11 protein-coding genes are annotated in these 16,624 nt (G+C 37.5%); 7 read left to right on the forward strand and 4 right to left on the reverse strand.

Annotated elements, in window-relative coordinates; all coding sequences use genetic code 11:
* Positions 1–71: 71 nt before the first annotated feature.
* The 5 genes from EG342_RS06015 to EG342_RS06035 all read left to right on the forward strand — a co-directional run bounded on the left by EG342_RS06015 (position 72) and on the right by EG342_RS06035 (position 8,339).
* Positions 72–638 carry an RNA polymerase sigma factor gene (locus tag EG342_RS06015; protein WP_103288849.1) on the forward strand — a complete coding sequence of 189 codons (567 nt, stop codon included), beginning with the start codon at positions 72–74 and terminating at the stop codon, positions 636–638.
* A complete protein-coding gene (locus tag EG342_RS06020) occupies positions 631–2,037 on the forward strand; it encodes an outer membrane beta-barrel protein (RefSeq protein WP_103288850.1) in 1,407 nt (468 codons plus the stop codon). The genes EG342_RS06015 and EG342_RS06020 overlap by 8 nt, the downstream gene beginning before the upstream one ends.
* A gap of 34 nt (positions 2,038–2,071) precedes the next feature.
* Positions 2,072–3,037: a T9SS type A sorting domain-containing protein gene (locus EG342_RS06025; RefSeq protein ID WP_103289306.1), complete on the forward strand. Its 966-nt coding sequence runs from the start codon at positions 2,072–2,074 to the stop codon at positions 3,035–3,037.
* Positions 3,038–3,235: 198 nt separating this feature from the next.
* Positions 3,236–4,771: a YifB family Mg chelatase-like AAA ATPase gene (locus tag EG342_RS06030; RefSeq protein WP_103288851.1), complete on the forward strand. Its 1,536-nt coding sequence runs from the start codon at positions 3,236–3,238 to the stop codon at positions 4,769–4,771.
* 460 nt (positions 4,772–5,231) lie between these two features.
* Positions 5,232–8,339 (forward strand): non-ribosomal peptide synthetase family protein, encoded by a 3,108-nt coding sequence (locus EG342_RS06035; protein ID WP_103288852.1) that lies wholly within the window; start codon positions 5,232–5,234, stop codon positions 8,337–8,339.
* Between the two features lie 80 nt (positions 8,340–8,419).
* Here the strand turns inward: EG342_RS06035 and EG342_RS06040 are convergent, their stop codons facing one another.
* Positions 8,420–9,643, reverse strand: a complete 1,224-nt coding sequence (locus EG342_RS06040) for a spondin domain-containing protein (protein ID WP_103288853.1) — start codon at positions 9,641–9,643, stop codon at positions 8,420–8,422.
* 211 nt (positions 9,644–9,854) lie between these two features.
* On the opposite strand from EG342_RS06040, the gene EG342_RS06045 reads away from it, so the two are divergent.
* Positions 9,855–11,930: a hypothetical protein gene (locus tag EG342_RS06045; protein ID WP_103288854.1), complete on the forward strand. Its 2,076-nt coding sequence runs from the start codon at positions 9,855–9,857 to the stop codon at positions 11,928–11,930.
* A 66-nt stretch (positions 11,931–11,996) separates the two neighbouring features.
* On the opposite strand, the gene EG342_RS06050 is transcribed toward EG342_RS06045, so the two are convergent.
* Both EG342_RS06050 and EG342_RS06055 read right to left on the reverse strand, forming a co-directional pair.
* Complete coding sequence (locus tag EG342_RS06050) at positions 11,997–12,473, reverse strand: YdeI/OmpD-associated family protein (RefSeq protein ID WP_103288855.1); 477 nt, start codon at positions 12,471–12,473, stop codon at positions 11,997–11,999.
* 79 nt (positions 12,474–12,552) lie between these two features.
* Positions 12,553–14,760 (reverse strand): S46 family peptidase, encoded by a 2,208-nt coding sequence (locus EG342_RS06055; RefSeq protein ID WP_103288856.1) that lies wholly within the window; start codon positions 14,758–14,760, stop codon positions 12,553–12,555.
* Between the two features lie 86 nt (positions 14,761–14,846).
* Between EG342_RS06055 and EG342_RS06060 the strand changes: the two genes are divergently transcribed.
* Positions 14,847–15,281 carry an META domain-containing protein gene (locus EG342_RS06060; protein WP_246008741.1) on the forward strand — a complete coding sequence of 145 codons (435 nt, stop codon included), beginning with the start codon at positions 14,847–14,849 and terminating at the stop codon, positions 15,279–15,281.
* Positions 15,282–15,871: 590 nt separating this feature from the next.
* Here EG342_RS06060 and EG342_RS06065 read toward each other — a convergent pair.
* A complete protein-coding gene (locus tag EG342_RS06065; RefSeq protein ID WP_246008742.1) occupies positions 15,872–16,582 on the reverse strand; it encodes a LytR/AlgR family response regulator transcription factor in 711 nt (236 codons plus the stop codon).
* Between the last annotated feature and the right edge of the window lie 42 nt (positions 16,583–16,624).

Consider the following 16,624-nt stretch of genomic DNA (forward strand, 5'->3'; position numbering starts at 1 on the left):
GCATCTTAGAAATTGCAATCTATTGTTGCTCTGAAATTTAATCAATATTCAATCAGATACTGCGGCAGTACATGGAAGAAAGCAAAGAACAGATTTTGGTAAAGCACCTTTTGCAAAAGGAGGAAGCTGCCTGGAAAGAGCTTTTTGGAGCCTATTCCGGAAATCTGGTTTATGTCTGTTCCCGTTATGTTGCTGAAAAAGAGGATACCCATGATATTCTGCAGAATAGTTTTATCAAAATGTTCCGTTCCATAGAGTCATTTGAATATCGGGGAGCTGGGTCTTTAAGGGCCTGGATGACCAGGATTACAGTCAATGAAGCATTGAAACATATCAGACAGAAAAAGGATTTTACATCAAACGTAGAAGTTCATGATCTCCCGGATATGCCTAATGAGGAAGAACCTGATTTTGAAGAAATCCCGAAGGATGATATTATGAAAATGATACTATCGCTGCCGGAAGGATATAGAACGGTTTTTAATCTGTTTGTCTTTGAAGAAAGAAGTCACAAAGAAATTGCCGGGCTTTTGGGAATTGCCGAAAACTCTTCTGCATCACAATTTCATCGGGCAAAAGGACTGCTTGTTCAGAAAATAAAAGAATTTAAAACGTCAAAAAAAGCACAATATGAATAATGAATGGTTAAATAACCTGCGTAGCAGAATGGAAGACCATGAAGAAGATGTTCCTGATGGGTTGTGGGATGATATCAGAGATGACCTGTTCTCCGAAAATGACGAGAATATGATCATAACCGATATCTCTTCTGAGGCTAAAGCTGTTGAAAAGCCAAAAGGAGACGTTAGGAGAAATGAAGTGAGCAGATCTTTGATTTATCGCATCGGAGGTATTGCTGCAGCGATTGCGTTGCTTTTTTTGATGTTAAAAACAGACTGGTCAAATGATAATACCAATCAGAAACTTTCTCAGAAAAAGACTGATTTGAAAAAAGAATCCAGAGAGCATCCAAGGTTAAAAAATGCAGAAGAGATCGGTAATTCAATAGGACTAGAAAACGCGAATTCTGGTATTTCTGTGGCAGAAAATATATTGAATGCTATTGTTCCCGAGAAAATTATTAAACATAGAAGTCTTAAAAATTCTTTGGAACAAGGGATACATCAAATCGCTAATATTCAGGAAATAAAGACTGCTGATGTTGCTCAAAAAGGAGTACAGGAAAATAAAACTCCCGAAAGCTTACCTCTGGCTCAAGAAAAAATTAATGATGAACCGGCGAAGACATCAGAAAATGAAATACTCTTTACACCTGAAAAGACAAGCGAAAAATATGCAGAAAATACACGGCATAAAGATGTGAAATCGCGGAAGGGAAAAACATGGATGCTGAGCATGCTTGCGGGAAATGCTTCATCCAATGCTGCAGAACAGCAATTCCCCGGATACGCTTCCATTACCGGAAAGCCTATGAATATTCAGGAAGTTTGGACTGCTACGACCTACGATGATAATCCGTTGACCGAAATACTGCTGGCCAATCAAAGCCAGCCTGTAGAAGCAAGGATAAGACATAAAGTGCCGGTTACATTTGGGCTGTCACTTTACTATAATCTGGGGAAGAAATGGGGAATAGGAACAGGATTGAATTATACAAAACTGGCCTCTGAACTTCACTCGGGAAGCAATGCCAACTATATAAAAAGCGACCAGTCTGTTCATTACATCGGAATTCCGGTTCAGGTAAATTATAATGTTATTCAGAAAGGACGATTTACAGGATATGTAACGGGTGGAGCATTGGTAGAAAAGCCTGTAGCAGGAAGTATTACAACTACTTATGTTGTAAATGATGAGGTGAAAGAAACGTCGAAGGAGAATTTAGAGCATAAACCATTACAGTTTTCTGTTAGCACTGCAGTTGGGTTTCAATTAAAGGTGATTGACAAGTTGGGAATTTATGCGGAACCCGGAGTCGGATATCACTTTAAAGATGAAAATGCTCCCAATACCATTTATAAAGAAAAACCTTTACACTTCAATGTCAAGTTCGGGCTCAGGCTGCTGCTTGATTGAATATAAATTTAACATCAACACCAAATATTACGATATGAAAACAAAACTAATTTTTTTCGCTTTTTTAGTATTCAGCATAATGAATATTAAAGCACAATGTAATCCCACAATTACCAGCCCACGACTTGGACTAAAATATCCGGATAAGATTTTGTTCTGTGAAACAGAAGATGAAATACTTTCTACACAGATATTTGGCACCTATCAGTGGTACAAACAGGCATGGACATGGCAAACGCCCAATAATAATCCTTGGGAAATTATTCCGGGAGCCACCTCACAACAGTTAACCATTAGTGGGAATGATCAATTGTATTATTTTAAAGTAGCAGTAACTCAGGGCGACTGTACAGCCGAGAGTCCTGCGATCATGGCCGATGGCTTTGTGTATGCACTTCCTGCTATGATGACGACCCTTACACCAGGAACATACGAAGACCTGGGAGGGGGAGAAATAAATGTTTGCGAAGGAGCTTCCGTAAAATTTGATGATGCTTTTCCCATTGTTTACGGAGTACACACATGGTATCAGTGCTTTCCAGGTAATATTCCTCCTGTGGCAGGAGATCCATGTATCATCAGTGGCGTTACGGGAGATTCTTATACCGCTACGACTTCCGGGGAATATGGATTTTACGCTTGTACAGAATATTGCCCTGATCAGTGCAAATTCCTGGGAACAAACTCATTCGTAAAACTCAATTTCGGAAGCTGGGGATTTTGTGAAAATATGGGGACAGGAGAAACAAAAACAAGAGATAACAACCTGAAAGTATATCCGAATCCTACCGCCCAATTTTTATACATCGGAAAAGAATCCGATAAAGCATACAAAGAGATTTCTATTATCGATATGACCGGAAAACTGGTTCTGCAAAAAAGAGATCATCAATACAAACAAGCTATTGATGTTTCTCATCTGGTTCCGGGGAATTATATCATTATTTCAAAAAGCTCTGACGGGAAAAATGAGTACAAAAATAAATTTATAAAAAAATAAGATTAAATAATCTTTCGTTAGTTTTTAATAATGGTTGGGTCGGCGCAAATTTATTTGCGCCGGTCTTTTTTATATCGATTTCAAAAGATAGATTTATTAATATCATTTTAGATACCTCTCTTTTTATAGAATACTATCAATATAAATCAACTCTTTGTAAAATAGGATATTAGTTACATTTACAGCAAAAACACACCCATGCTGATTAAAATTTATGGTAGTGCCATTCATGGAGTTTCTGCACAGACGATAACAATTGAGGTTAATATAGATACCGGCGGAGTAGGGTATCATTTGGTTGGTCTTCCCGATAATGCCATTAAAGAGAGCAGCTACAGAATTTCTGCGGCATTGAAAAATGTGGGCTATAAAATTCCGGGGAAAAAAATTACGATTAATATGGCGCCTGCGGATCTCAGAAAAGAAGGTTCTGCCTATGATCTCAGCATTGCGATTGGTATTCTGGCCGCTTCAGATCAGATACTGGCTGAGGAGATTCAAAACTATATCATTATGGGAGAATTGTCCTTAGATGGGAGTCTTCAGCCTATCAAAGGAGTGCTTCCCATTGCCATACAAGCCCGTGAAGAAGGTTTTAAAGGAATTATTCTTCCCATTCAAAATGCCCGTGAGGCAGCTATTGTAAATGATCTGGATGTATATGGTGTGGAAAATATCAAAGAAGTTATCGATTTTTTCAACGAAGGAAAGCCTATTGAAAAAGTGATATTGGATACGAAGAAAGAATTCAGTGAAAGAATCAATAATTTTCCATTTGATTTTTCTGAAGTGAAGGGCCAGGAAACAGCTAAAAGAGCCATGGAAGTTGCAGCGGCTGGAGGACATAATATTATTCTCATAGGACCTCCCGGCAGCGGAAAAACAATGCTTGCCAAAAGAGTTCCCAGTATTTTGCCCCCGCTAACTTTGAAAGAAGCGTTGGAAACCACTAAAATACATTCTGTTGCCGGAAAAATAGGAACAGAAGCTTCCTTAATGACCGTTCGTCCTTTCAGATCTCCTCATCACACGATTTCCGATGTAGCACTTGTCGGTGGTGGAAGTTACCCTCAACCGGGAGAAATCTCTCTTGCTCATAACGGAGTTTTGTTTCTGGATGAAATGCCGGAATTCAAAAGAACCGTTCTTGAAGTGATGCGGCAACCATTGGAAGACCGTGAAGTAACCATTTCAAGAGCCAGATTTACGGTTAATTATCCGGCGAGTTTTATGCTGGTAGCTTCTATGAATCCCAGTCCAAGCGGATTTTTCCCCGACGACCCCAGCAATACCTCATCTGTTTACGAAATGCAGCGATATATGAACAAACTATCAGGTCCTTTGCTGGATCGGATTGACATCCATATTGAAGTTCAGAAGGTAGAATTTGAGCAGCTCTCCGAAAAAAGAAAGGGAGAACAAAGTAAAGACATCAGAGAGCGTGTTCTGAAGGCCAGAGATATTCAGAATGAACGATATAAAAATTTAAATATCAGCAGTAACGCCCAAATTGGTCCCAGAGAAATTGAAGCCTTTTGTGAGTTGGATGAAATTTCTTTCGGACTTATTAAACTGGCAATGGAAAAGCTTAACCTTTCTGCCAGAGCTTACGACCGTATCCTCAAAGTGGCCAGAACAATAGCTGATCTTGAAGAATCTGAAAAAATTCTTTCGCATCACATTTCCGAAGCCATTCAATACAGAAGTCTGGATCGGGAATTTTGGAATGCTTAGTTTCAAAATAAAATGATAAAATAGGCCAGAAGTCGTTTCAATACGACTTTTTTCGTGTCTTATTGCAAGGGAAAATATTTGAAGATTAATAAGATACGGTATTTTCCTTACACCTTGGTTTCAAAAGTTTAATTCTCCATAAAGGGAATAAGGTTGTAATTATGTAACACTTTATTTAATTTATTATGTTAAGTTTGATTGATGAATTATTAATCATATTTCATTATATAAATTAAATTTATAATTGTTTTTCTATTTATGTTTAAAAATTATTAAAAATGTTATTTTTTTTAAATACACTGAATAATTTTTAATCTCGGCATCTGTAGAAAGTCCTTTCTGAAAACCAGATTCTTAAAAAATGAGCAATATAAAAAGTGTTTATCACCTTAGCTGTTACTTCAATTTGTCCAAAAAATTGACACACCACATAATTTTTTAAACCAAATCAAATTTTAATATGTCAAACACAACACCAACATTAGATTCACAATCATTAGGAGCGGCTGTACTGCTGTCTTCGGAAGAAAGAGAAAAGCTTTTACATGGTTTTAATAAAACCGGCTGGGATTACCATCACGAAGAAACGTTGGTATCTCTTTTCAAAAAAAATGTATCCCTTTATCCTGAAAATACCGCTGTTGTATTTAAGGAGCAAGGAATAACGTACAGAGAATTGGATAAAAAAAGCAACCAACTGGCCAACGCTTTACTCGAAAGAGGAATAAAGAAAGGAAAGTATGTTCCCATCTGGCTGGATCGCTCGTTAGAATGGGCAGTAGCTGTTCTGGGTATCCTTAAAACAGGAGCGGCTTATGTTCCTATAGATCCAGCCTATCCTGTAAAAAGAGTAGAGTATATTCTTACAGATACTGCTGCAGAGGCTATTGTTACCAACCATTTGCTGGGAGAACTTTTATCGCCAAATGAAAAAGCTAAAATTGTTGATCTTGAAACCATGAAAAATCTGGATCATTTTTCTTCGCAACTGCCGGATATCAAAATACCTCAGGAAGCCATTGCTTATACCATTTATACTTCAGGATCAACAGGAAAGCCAAAAGGTGTAATGGTTAGTCATCAGGCTATTCAGCATCTGGTAACCTGGCATAATCATCATTTTCACGTAGATCACACGTCACGGCTTACCGTGGTGGCAGGCATCGCATTTGATATATCCGTCTGGGAAACATGGTCGGCACTTACTTCAGGAGCCACCCTTTTCATTGCAGAAGATGAAGAAAGGACACAAGCTTCGGCATTAGTGGATTATTATCGTAAAAACCGGATTACCCATGGTTTTGCTCCTACAGTTCTAGCGCCGGCAGTGGTAGAGTATTCCAGAAATTATAATGATCTGAAATTAAAATATCTTTTTACAGGAGGCGAAAAACTTAAGCCGGTACTTACTACGGAATTGAGCTATGAGCTGATTGATTATTACGGCCCAACCGAATGTACGGTATTTGCGACGTTCAAAAAAGTGAAGGATGTGAACGGGAAATATGTCTCTTCAATTGGAAAGCCAATCGCTAATGCTACAGCCTATATTTTAGGAGAGCAAATGGAATTACTTCCTGTGGGTGCTGTGGGAGAATTATATATTGGAGGCAGTGTTTTAGCCAAAGGATACCTCAATAATGAAGAACTTACGGAAGCTAAATTTATAGTTAATCCATTCAAAGAGACGGAAAAATTGTATCGTACCGGAGATCTTGCGCGATGGCTGCCTGATGGAGATATAGAATTTTTATCAAGAGCCGATAATCAGGTGAAAATCCGTGGCTTCAGGGTTGAATTGGGTGAAATAGAGCGTACACTTATTCATCAAGAAGGAATACAGGAAGCAATAGTTATTACAAAAGATACTACGGGAAGTAATAAATATCTGATTGCATTTGTCGTTTTAGAACCGGGAAAAGAGCAAGATGTCACATCGCTCAGGAATTTACTGAAGGAGGAATTGCCCGGTTATATGATCCCCGCTCAGATAATTTTTATTGATAAAATCCCATTAACTCCAAACGGGAAGACAGATAGCCAATCTTTAAAGGATCTGGCTGATAAAGAGGCAAAAGAACTGGTTTCATTTGAACCTCCAACCAATGAGACAGAAAGAATTATAGCAGATATATGGTCTTCAGAACTGGAACGTCCTGTTATTAATATTACCGATAATTTCTTCGATATTGGCGGAAATTCCCTTTTGGTGGCAGTAGTAGCGGTGGCATTACAGAGAAAACTGGATATGAAAGTTTATCTGAGAGATATTTATCAGTATCCCGTATTACAGCAGCTTTCCGAGGTTTTAATTGCTCGTTCCAAAGAAACCAGAGAGGCTATTCCTGTAGAAGATATGGAACCGTATGTTGCTTTACAAAAGGATGTATACCTTGCTCCGGGAACTGTATTTGCCGGAGGTTTTGATCCTAAACAATTGGAAAATCCAAACGTGATATTTTTAACGGGAGCGACAGGATTTGTCGGAATTCATCTGTTGCAGGAACTTTTGGATACCACAAGTGCTGAGATCTACTGTCTGATAAGAGCTCAGGATGATTTTCATGCGATGGAAAAGATTGACCGCTGCTTTCAACAATATCATATCCCGGCAAAAGCAGAACAGAGGTTAAGAATTATACCTGTTATCGGAGATTTGACATTGCCTTCATTAGGACTTTCAGAAAAAACATTCAAAATGCTGGCAGAAAAAGTAGATTTGATTTACCATTCCGGGAGTTCTGTCAACTTTATTGAGCCGTATTCTTATATGAAAGCTCCGAATGTGGAAGGTTTAAGAGAAATCATAAAACTGGCAGGCGCTGAAAGAACCAAATGTCTTGCTCTGTTATCTACCATTTCAGTATACAGCTGGGGACATATTTTTACCGGCAAAAAAGTGATGCTGGAATCTGATGATATTGAGCAAAACCTGATGTCAGTAAGTAAAGACATAGGCTACGTAAGAAGTAAATGGGTAATGGAAGCAGTGGCAGATCTTGCTGCAAAAGAAGGATTACCATTGATAACCTATCGCTTAGGATATGCAATGTGTCACAGCAAAACCGGGGCAAATGCACCGTATCAATGGTGGTCCGGATTGGTAAAAAATTGTGTTGAGTTTAAATCCTATCCGGCATTGACCGAGCTTAGAGAAGGACTTATTACGGTAGATTATATGACACAGTCTATGGCTCATATTACCAAAAATAAAGATGCCATAGGAAAGAAATTTAACCTGATTGCAAGTCCGGAAACCAATCTTACCCTTGAAGATTTCTTTAGTTTAATGAAAAAATATTATCCTTTCACATTGGAAAGTCTGCCTTATAAAGAATGGAGAAAACATTGGGAAGATGATAGCAAAAACCGTTTGTATCCCTTGACGAGCCTCTTTAAGGATAATATGCACGAAGGATTGTCTACCGTAGAATTGTATCAGAATACCTATGTCTGGGATTGTTCTAATGTCATTCAATTCCTGGAGGGGTCAGGAATTAAAGAACCTGTATTTGATAAAACGGTTCTTGATGCTTATTTACAATATCTGGGTCTTCCGGTTTCATAAGCGTATTTAGTCATTTTTAAATAATAGTCCAGGCAGTAAAACTGCCTGGACTTGTTTTTATCTGAAGTTAAAAAGCAATACTAGTTTACCGTTACTTTTATCACATTCTGCACTGCGGGAACAGGATATAGTGTTCCGACTTTAGAAATAATCATATTTTCACTCTGCGGAGTTCCTCCAAACAAAGCCTGGTGGTTTCCGGCTCCCGGATATTGATCAACACCAGTTCCTGAATCAAACAAGGTCGTTTTTGAAGTTAGGTCTCCTTTTGTGTTGGCGTCGATACCTGGCTCATTGGCATAAAACCAATCGTTGGAAAAGCCAAACATGGTCGCGTAAGCAATTTTATCACCCGGATCTGCGCTAAAGCTAGTCATGACTTTAGTTCCCGGAGCAACAGGCGCACTTCCTGCAATATAAACGCCTTTAACATTCGGTAAAGATTTTAAACTGTTTTGAAGCTTGGTTACATTTCCAAATTGAGAAATTTCTTTTAACCCCATTCCATTGTCTACTTTTCCTAATTCATAGATCGGATTTTTATCCCCACGATAAATGACCACTAGAGCAGGAGAAAGTCCGGTCATAATCCCTGTGTTGGCATTTAGCTTTGTCATCATTTTGCCAATATCTCCCATTTGGGCAATATCGGTAATTTCAGGATTTGATAAGGCATTAGGGGTAAAGAATGGAGCACTGTTTAATAACTGAGAGCCATTATAATTTGATACAGCCCATACACCTGGAGAAAAAGGAGTTTGGTTGGCTGTTCCACCGGATGTATTCGTAATGGTTAGGGTAAATTCCGAACTCACATCATTGTAGGCGAGATTCAGCTTCATCAATTGTGAAGCATTTACATTGGGAACCTGCATGATTGTTTTGCTTTCCGGCTGGCCGGTCACATTGTCCTTAGTTCCATTATCCCATAACAATACGCTTGAAGAAACATCACCTGTTATAGCGTTTCCACTCCCGTCAAATAGTTTAATCCCCGGTTGTTGTGATGCAAAAAACCAATCCTTAGAGGCTCCGTACATCGTTGCAAACATCAAAGCCTGTGCTTTTCCTGCACTGAATTTAAAAGAAACAGATTGCCCGGGCATAATGACCGGAGGTGTTCCCGTTCCCTGAAAGCTCCCGCTTTCTACAAAATCTTTAGGAGTAACAACATTTTCAAAGGTAATGGTTCTTTGAAAGGACGTATCCGGCATGTTGTTATCGGAATTGTCACATGATGCAAGGGTAAGTACAGCTAAAATACCTGCTGTAGATGCCATGATTTTTAAAAAGATTTTTTTCATAAAAGTAATTTTTATAGTTATAAATGATATTCATAACTATAGTCGGGTGCTTTTTTAAATCCTGACAAAAAAATTATTAAAAAAAATTATTAAAAAAATCATACGTCAAGTTTTGTCGCTGAGCACTACGATATTTGCTTCAAGACAAAAAAGGGATATGGCCATATCAACCGTTGTCTGAAAATAATCCAATAATCAAAAAATATTAAAAATGAAATTTACAAAAGAGTTTTTCTCAGCCACCTCGACAGATCCTGCTGATGATTTAGTTCAATTGATAGATAGTGATTCAAAGGAAAATGTAAACTATGAAAAAGTGACTAGCTGGTACCATGGTGCTCATCCGGTTCCAATGACTGATGCCTTGTGTGACGAAATTATTTACCGTAAAAGATGGAATGCGGCTGAAAATAAGAATGATTATTATGCTTTAACAAGCTTTTTGGCAGGAAAGCCGATTAATATTGAGCTTTTTGGTGCAGTGGGAGATGCTACAACAGATGATACAGAAGCTTTTCAAAATGCGGCTAAATTTGTCAACGGACTTTATGACTTTGTATCAGCAGATGCAACCAATTCCCAGGAGAATTGGTCTCTTGAAAAAGTAGGGGTTACTTTAGTAGGAAACAGTCCTGTTGGATACAGAATAGAAAATACCATTCAATTTAAAAACCCGGTTAACTTTTTAGTGGAAAAGATTTTCTATAGAGGAGATCGTGATAGACCGGCATTGATCTTCCAGAATAGTCATAAAAATGTTATTGATACTCATGTCACAGCATATCCGAAAGCTGATTTCTCTCTTTCTGATGATTTTGTTGGGATTCTTATTCAGGGAGCTGTTTATTCTACCATTAAGGTTGGTGCTTCCTTTTTCACTAAAGGTGTTATTTGTGAAGCAAATAAATCTGCCGGCATATTTGAAGGTTTTGCATGGAACGATATCCAGTTGAAGTCATTCCAGAGTAATCTTGATTCTTTTGTTATCAGAAATGTGAACGAAGGATGGGCAAATGCTAATAGAGTGACGGGAGGAGAGTTTGGTTCTTTTTCGGGACTATTGGATGAAAGTAAACCCATTAAAAGAAGAAGATCTTTTATAAAGTTCGAGAAAGACGCTATTTCTTCGGGCTGCAATTCCTGGCTATTTTTAAACCAATCATTTGAAGGGAAATTAGTAGATATTAATCATAATGTACTTGAAGAAACGCTTTGTTTTGATTTTTCTGGAGCAAACTGTATAGGAATCTCTATTGTAGAACCCAGAATAGAAAATGTAAATGATGAGAGGGTTGGTGTTTTCCGCCGAGGCTCGGGGTTTACATTCAAATCCGGTCAATATATTTCAGTAACAGATTTTACGGATGAAAACGGAATCAAATATATTGGTGAAAATCCTCTTGTTCTACTCGACAAGGATTTGAGCGAAGATTATAAAAAGGATGGAAAAATTGAGTCTTCGAATCCATATGTAGTCCCACAGGCTTATGTGAAGAACTTAGAATCATTTAATGAAAATAGTGGATTATTTCCTAATGCATATTATGCCAATAAATTTTGTCAGGTCTTTAAAATCAACAATCCTGATACTTCTTTATGGGTAAGATGGCACAGATTTGCAGAATTTGTTCTTTTTGATAAAGACAGAAAGATAATCACTGATCTTGTAAAACTGAAGGACCAAATACAATTAATCAATGATATTCCAAGTGATTTTTGGGCAGATATTACTCCTAACATGGGGGTTATCAGATTAGGAGCAGAAACATATGGTGATTATGTTAATAGTTTTCCGTTCATCCCAGATGCAAAATATGTAGGTATTCTTCAGAGAACTTTTGAGAATGCAAGACTGAAAGTAATGATCAATAAGTTGGATATAGGACGTATTGAAAAAGTAAAATTCCTGGGTGTTCCTGAAGATACCTATGCTATGGTAGATGACCCTTCGAGTTCAAATCTGGCTGGCTTCAACTTTAATACAGGTGAGAAGTTTTATAACTTTAGCACTCATAAGACGTCAGTTATTAAAGAGTCTGGAGTAGGAAGCCCTTTGTTGGGGTATACAGTTGATGCAACCAACGGTTTAAGCACATTTACGGTAAAAACCGGAGATACTGCAAAATTATCCCTTGGAACAATATTTTACATCAATTCAGTCGGAGGAACGGTCCGTTTTAAAATTGTAGAAAAAAAAGGAAATGTAATTACAACCAATATTCCTTCTCCTGCTACAGTAAATGATGAAGCTGTTACTTTCCCATTATGTACTTATGATACGTATTAAATTTAAATGATACTTATTAAAAACTATTAACCGGTATTGAAGAGTTCAGGAATTCCTGAGCTCTTTTTATATTCCTTTTTTCCCTTCAAGAATCATCTGAATCATCTTCAGTTTCCTGTTTTCCCTTGTTTCAGCTTTTTTAGCTTCTTCAATCCAACGGATGTATTCTTTTTTGTGGGTAAAGCTCATTTTGTCAAATAATACTTTCACTTCCGGATTTTCATTAAAGACTAAAGCGATATCCTCTGCAATTTCAACAATCCGTTCTTCCTTATCTTCAATAAGAGAAACAAACACCTCATCACCAAAGGTTTTCCCCAATTGCTTTCTCACTTCCTGTGTCAAGCCTAAAACGTGACAATCAGATTTCATTTTGGCAAGACTTCCGCGATATTCCACTCTGTTATCAAATGTCGCTTTAATTTTTACCTGACCTTTTTTACTGAATAGTTTTTCTGTAGAAAAGGGAAATTCTACATAAGCCGCATTCATCTCTCCGTTTTGTTTGATGATGGCTGTGAATTCGATGGGTTGAATATTCATAAACGAATGATTTTAAGTATTCAAAAATAAAAAAACCGTGAAAGTAAATTTCACGGTTTTAAAAATATATCGGGATAGATTATTTTTTCTTTATTTTCTTAGGGGTTGCTGTAGTCCCTGAGTTTTTAGATTTTGTATCAGCAGGAGTGTTTTCACCTCTTACTAACTTTAACTCGTCAATTAATCTTCTAGCACCAGCATACTTATCAATTGTCCAAAGTACAAAACGAACGTCAACGTTGATCGTTTTCTGCCACTCTGTTTCAAATACGATATCACCGCTTAATGCTTCGCTGTTTCCATCGAATGCAATACCGATAAGGTTTCCGTCTCCATCAATTACAGGAGAACCGGAGTTACCACCGGTAATGTCATTGTTTGAAAGGAAGTTTACAGGCATATATCCTGCAGCATCAGCATACTGTCCGAAATCTTTAAGGTTATAAAGATCAATTACTCTTTGAGGAAGGTCAAACTCTTCATCACCTTTCTTGTATTTTCCAACAAGACCGGTCATGTCTGTATAATAGTTATCTGTAATACCGAAGTAATTTCTGTCGCTTCTGACAGGTAATTTATCTACAGTACCGTACGTTAATCTCATTGTTGAGTTTGCATCCGGATAGAATTTCTTTTCAGGCATCGCTTTCATTAAACCTGCTAAGAAAAGACGGTTGTTTTTAGCAAAGTTGTCATCAACTTTTACAAACCTTTCCATGCTCATTTTTTGATCGGCAACAATACCGTTAGCTGCTTTCCAAAGTGGATCAGCATCTAATTTTAATGCGTCAGGGCTTAATAAGAAGTTCGTTGCAGAAGTCTTATTAGCAAAGATTGAAGAATAAGCTAAATTAGAAACGGTCTTAGCATCCAATGCTAGAATAGTAGCAGAAGCAACATCTTTGTTTTTAACTCTTGCCTGATAAAGGCTTGTCATTCCTGCAAGCATTTCTCCTTCCAAAGATGGGTTGAAGTTTTCATAAGCCGCTTTGATTGCCGCTTCAGTTTTAGGCTTCATTGCTAATCTTCCCTGCATATCCTGAGCAGCATATGCTTTAAGAGCAGATCCTACCTGTAAAGCAAGGGTAATATATTTTGCATTTCTTGAGAATTGAGAAGCATAGTTTCTTTCAACATTTCTGTCAGAAACTTGCTTATAGTAAACACCAATATCTTCTAAAACGCCATCATATGCACTATTTCCTGGCATTGCAGTCCAAGTCTTGAACGTCTCTTCAATTTTTTTCTTATCAGTAATCGTTCCGTTTTTAATAACAGCATCAATTGTTCCCTGTCTGTTTTTCCAATAGTTCGCTACAGAAGCATATTGAGAAGCATAGTTAAGCTGGGTTGCTTTATCTTTATCCATATACTTCTTCATAACATCCATTGCTGTTTTAGAAGCTTCTACCCAGGCCGGGTAATCTTTGTCAACCATTTGCTGAATTCCGTAAGAAGTCAGATAACGGTTTGTTCTTCCAGGATATCCCAAAATCATTGAAAAATCACCAGGCTTAATTCCTTTAAGAGAAACCGGAAGGAAATGCTTTGGTTTCAAAGGAGTATTGCTTGGAGAATATTCAGCAGGGTTTCCTGCAGCATCAGCATACACTCTGAAAACCGTAAAGTCGGCAGTATGTCTTGGCCACTCCCAGTTGTCTGTATCCCCGCCAAATTTACCTAATGAAGAAGGTGGAGCACCTACTAATCTGATATCTTTATAATCCTGGTATACGAAATAATAAAATTCATTTCCGTTGAAGAAGTCTCTTACAACCACCGTGTATTTTCCGTTTTCAGAGTTTTCTGTCTGGATTGCTTTTGTTTCAGCATCAATAACAGCTTTTCTCTCTGCTCCGGTCATGTTGTTGTTCAACTTAGAGTTGATTCTCTGTGTCGCATCATCCATTCTTACCAAAAATCTCACATAAAGATCTTTCGCGTTGAATTCGTCTTTCTGCTTCATTGCCCAGAAACCATTCTTTAAATAGTCTTTTTCCGGAGTAGAAGCTGCAGCAACAGCACCATAACCGCAGTGGTGGTTAGTGAAGATTAGTCCTTTGTCAGAAACAATCTCACCTGTACAGAAACCACCAAAGCTTACAATAGCGTCTTTTAAGCTTGAGTTGTTTACTGAATAAATTTCTTCAGGCGTAAGATGTAGACCCTCCTTTTGCATATCAACACCGTTAAGTCTTTTGATGAGCATTAGCAGCCACATCCCCTCATCCGCCCTCATCTGAGCAAAGCCCAATAAGAAAGTGAATAGTAGAAATAGTCTTTTCATTTTATAAAATAATTTTTGTGTTGCTAATTTACTAATTTTTACGAGATTCTGTCCCGAATTGGTACGAAAATGGGATGATTAAGCGCATGAAAAAAATACTATTATCACTTTTTACAGTTTTATTTTTAGGACTTGTTTTAAATTGTTCCTCAATACCTGATAAAAATCCCTATCTCCAAAGGCAATGGATGATGGTTTCTTTTGATCATTTTTCTAAAGATCAGCTGATTGCTCATAAAGCTGAAGTCAACCTGACAGGCAAGATGGAAAATGGTAAAATCCAGGGAAGTGCTTACATGGGCTGTAATCAAATGTCATTCATTTCAGAATTTAAGAAAGGAGGGAATGTGAAAATTTCCAAGGGAGTAAGCACGATGAAAGCTTGCCAGGATATGGCTCTGGAATCTGCTTTCCAGAGTAAATTTGATAGCATGACGAAATATTCCATAGAAGGACATTTTCTCACATTATCCGATGATAAAGGAAATTCGATGAAATTTGTCGCTGCTGATTGGGATTAAATAGTGATACCAGCAGTATAAAAATAAAAAGTCCGCGCTTGGCGGACTTTCTTTTGTTTGAAAAATCAGTTCTGGTTATCAGCTTTTAAGAGTTATTAGTTTTTTGGTCGGTTACTAGTTCTTTGTGGTTATTAGTTCATTTACGATTATTAGTTTTTGGGAGTAGTTTTCTTTATTTTTTCCGGAGTTGCGGTATTCGGTAACCCGGTCATTACAGTCTTTGTGTTCCTAGAATTTATCGTGTTGTGAGATGCCTGTCTGTTAGGAATTGTTTTTTCAGATTTTCAAGACTCGCTGTATTTGGGAAGCAGTTTGCCTGATTTGTCTGTAGAAGCTTTGGCTCTGCTTCCTCACGCATTCGTTCGGCAGCAGGGTCTGCAGATTAAACCCGAAATATCATGGCGGAAAAGATAAACAGGATGGGTTAATCAATAAATATTTTTTCATGAGTAACTGTTTTTAGTTTTTAAGGGAAAATTTGGGAAGACTAAATTACCACCAATCAGAATCTGTTATCAGAAAAATAGACCAACGGCAGAAATAATCGACCAACGGCGTTTTGTGAAAAATTATTGAAGTTGACTGTGAGTTTAAGGGCTAAAAAACGAAAGGTTGTTTTTATATGTTCTGCCGATGGGAAGTTTGATGTGGTTGATCAGTTCTATTTCATGGCAGTTTTTTCCACGGATGAGATGTCGGGGAACGGCATAGCTTCGGTGTATTCTTACAAAAGAATCGAAAAAATTTTTATGGAGAAGATTGCCAAGAGAATCTAAAATATAATGATTCTTTTCAAGGGTGATAATCCGGGTGTAATCTTTTAACGCTTCCAGGTATAGAATATCTTTCTTCCTGATCTGAAAAATATTTCCGCCTTCTTTTATTTTCATGCAGTTTTCGCCCAACATGGCGTCGTAACATTCACATTTCTCTCTGGCTTCAAAAAAGTCAAAAAGCTTTTGCATGGAATAATGAAACCGTTCGATCGTTAATGGTTTTGTAATAAAATCAAGTGTGTTCATTTCGAATACACGGGCGGCTATTTCAGGGTGGGAGCTTACAAAAATACATGCCGGAATTTTATGAGCCATTAGTCTTCGGAATTCAACACCGCTTATCCCTTTCAGATTGGTTTCTGTGAGTAAAAGATCGATAGAAAGATCAAGATATGGAATTGCTTTTTCTACCGAATCGAAAGAAGCTACAATTTCTATGTTTTTGTATTGTTTGATATAATGCTGAAGAACCAGCCTGTCCAGTTCGTCATCATCAATAATCATACATCTTATATGGGTCATCATGATTTTCTGGATGTTAATTTTTAATTTAAATGTTTAAAAATC

Source organism: Chryseobacterium lactis (genome assembly GCF_003815875.1).
GTDB lineage: Bacteria > Bacteroidota > Bacteroidia > Flavobacteriales > Weeksellaceae > Chryseobacterium > Chryseobacterium lactis.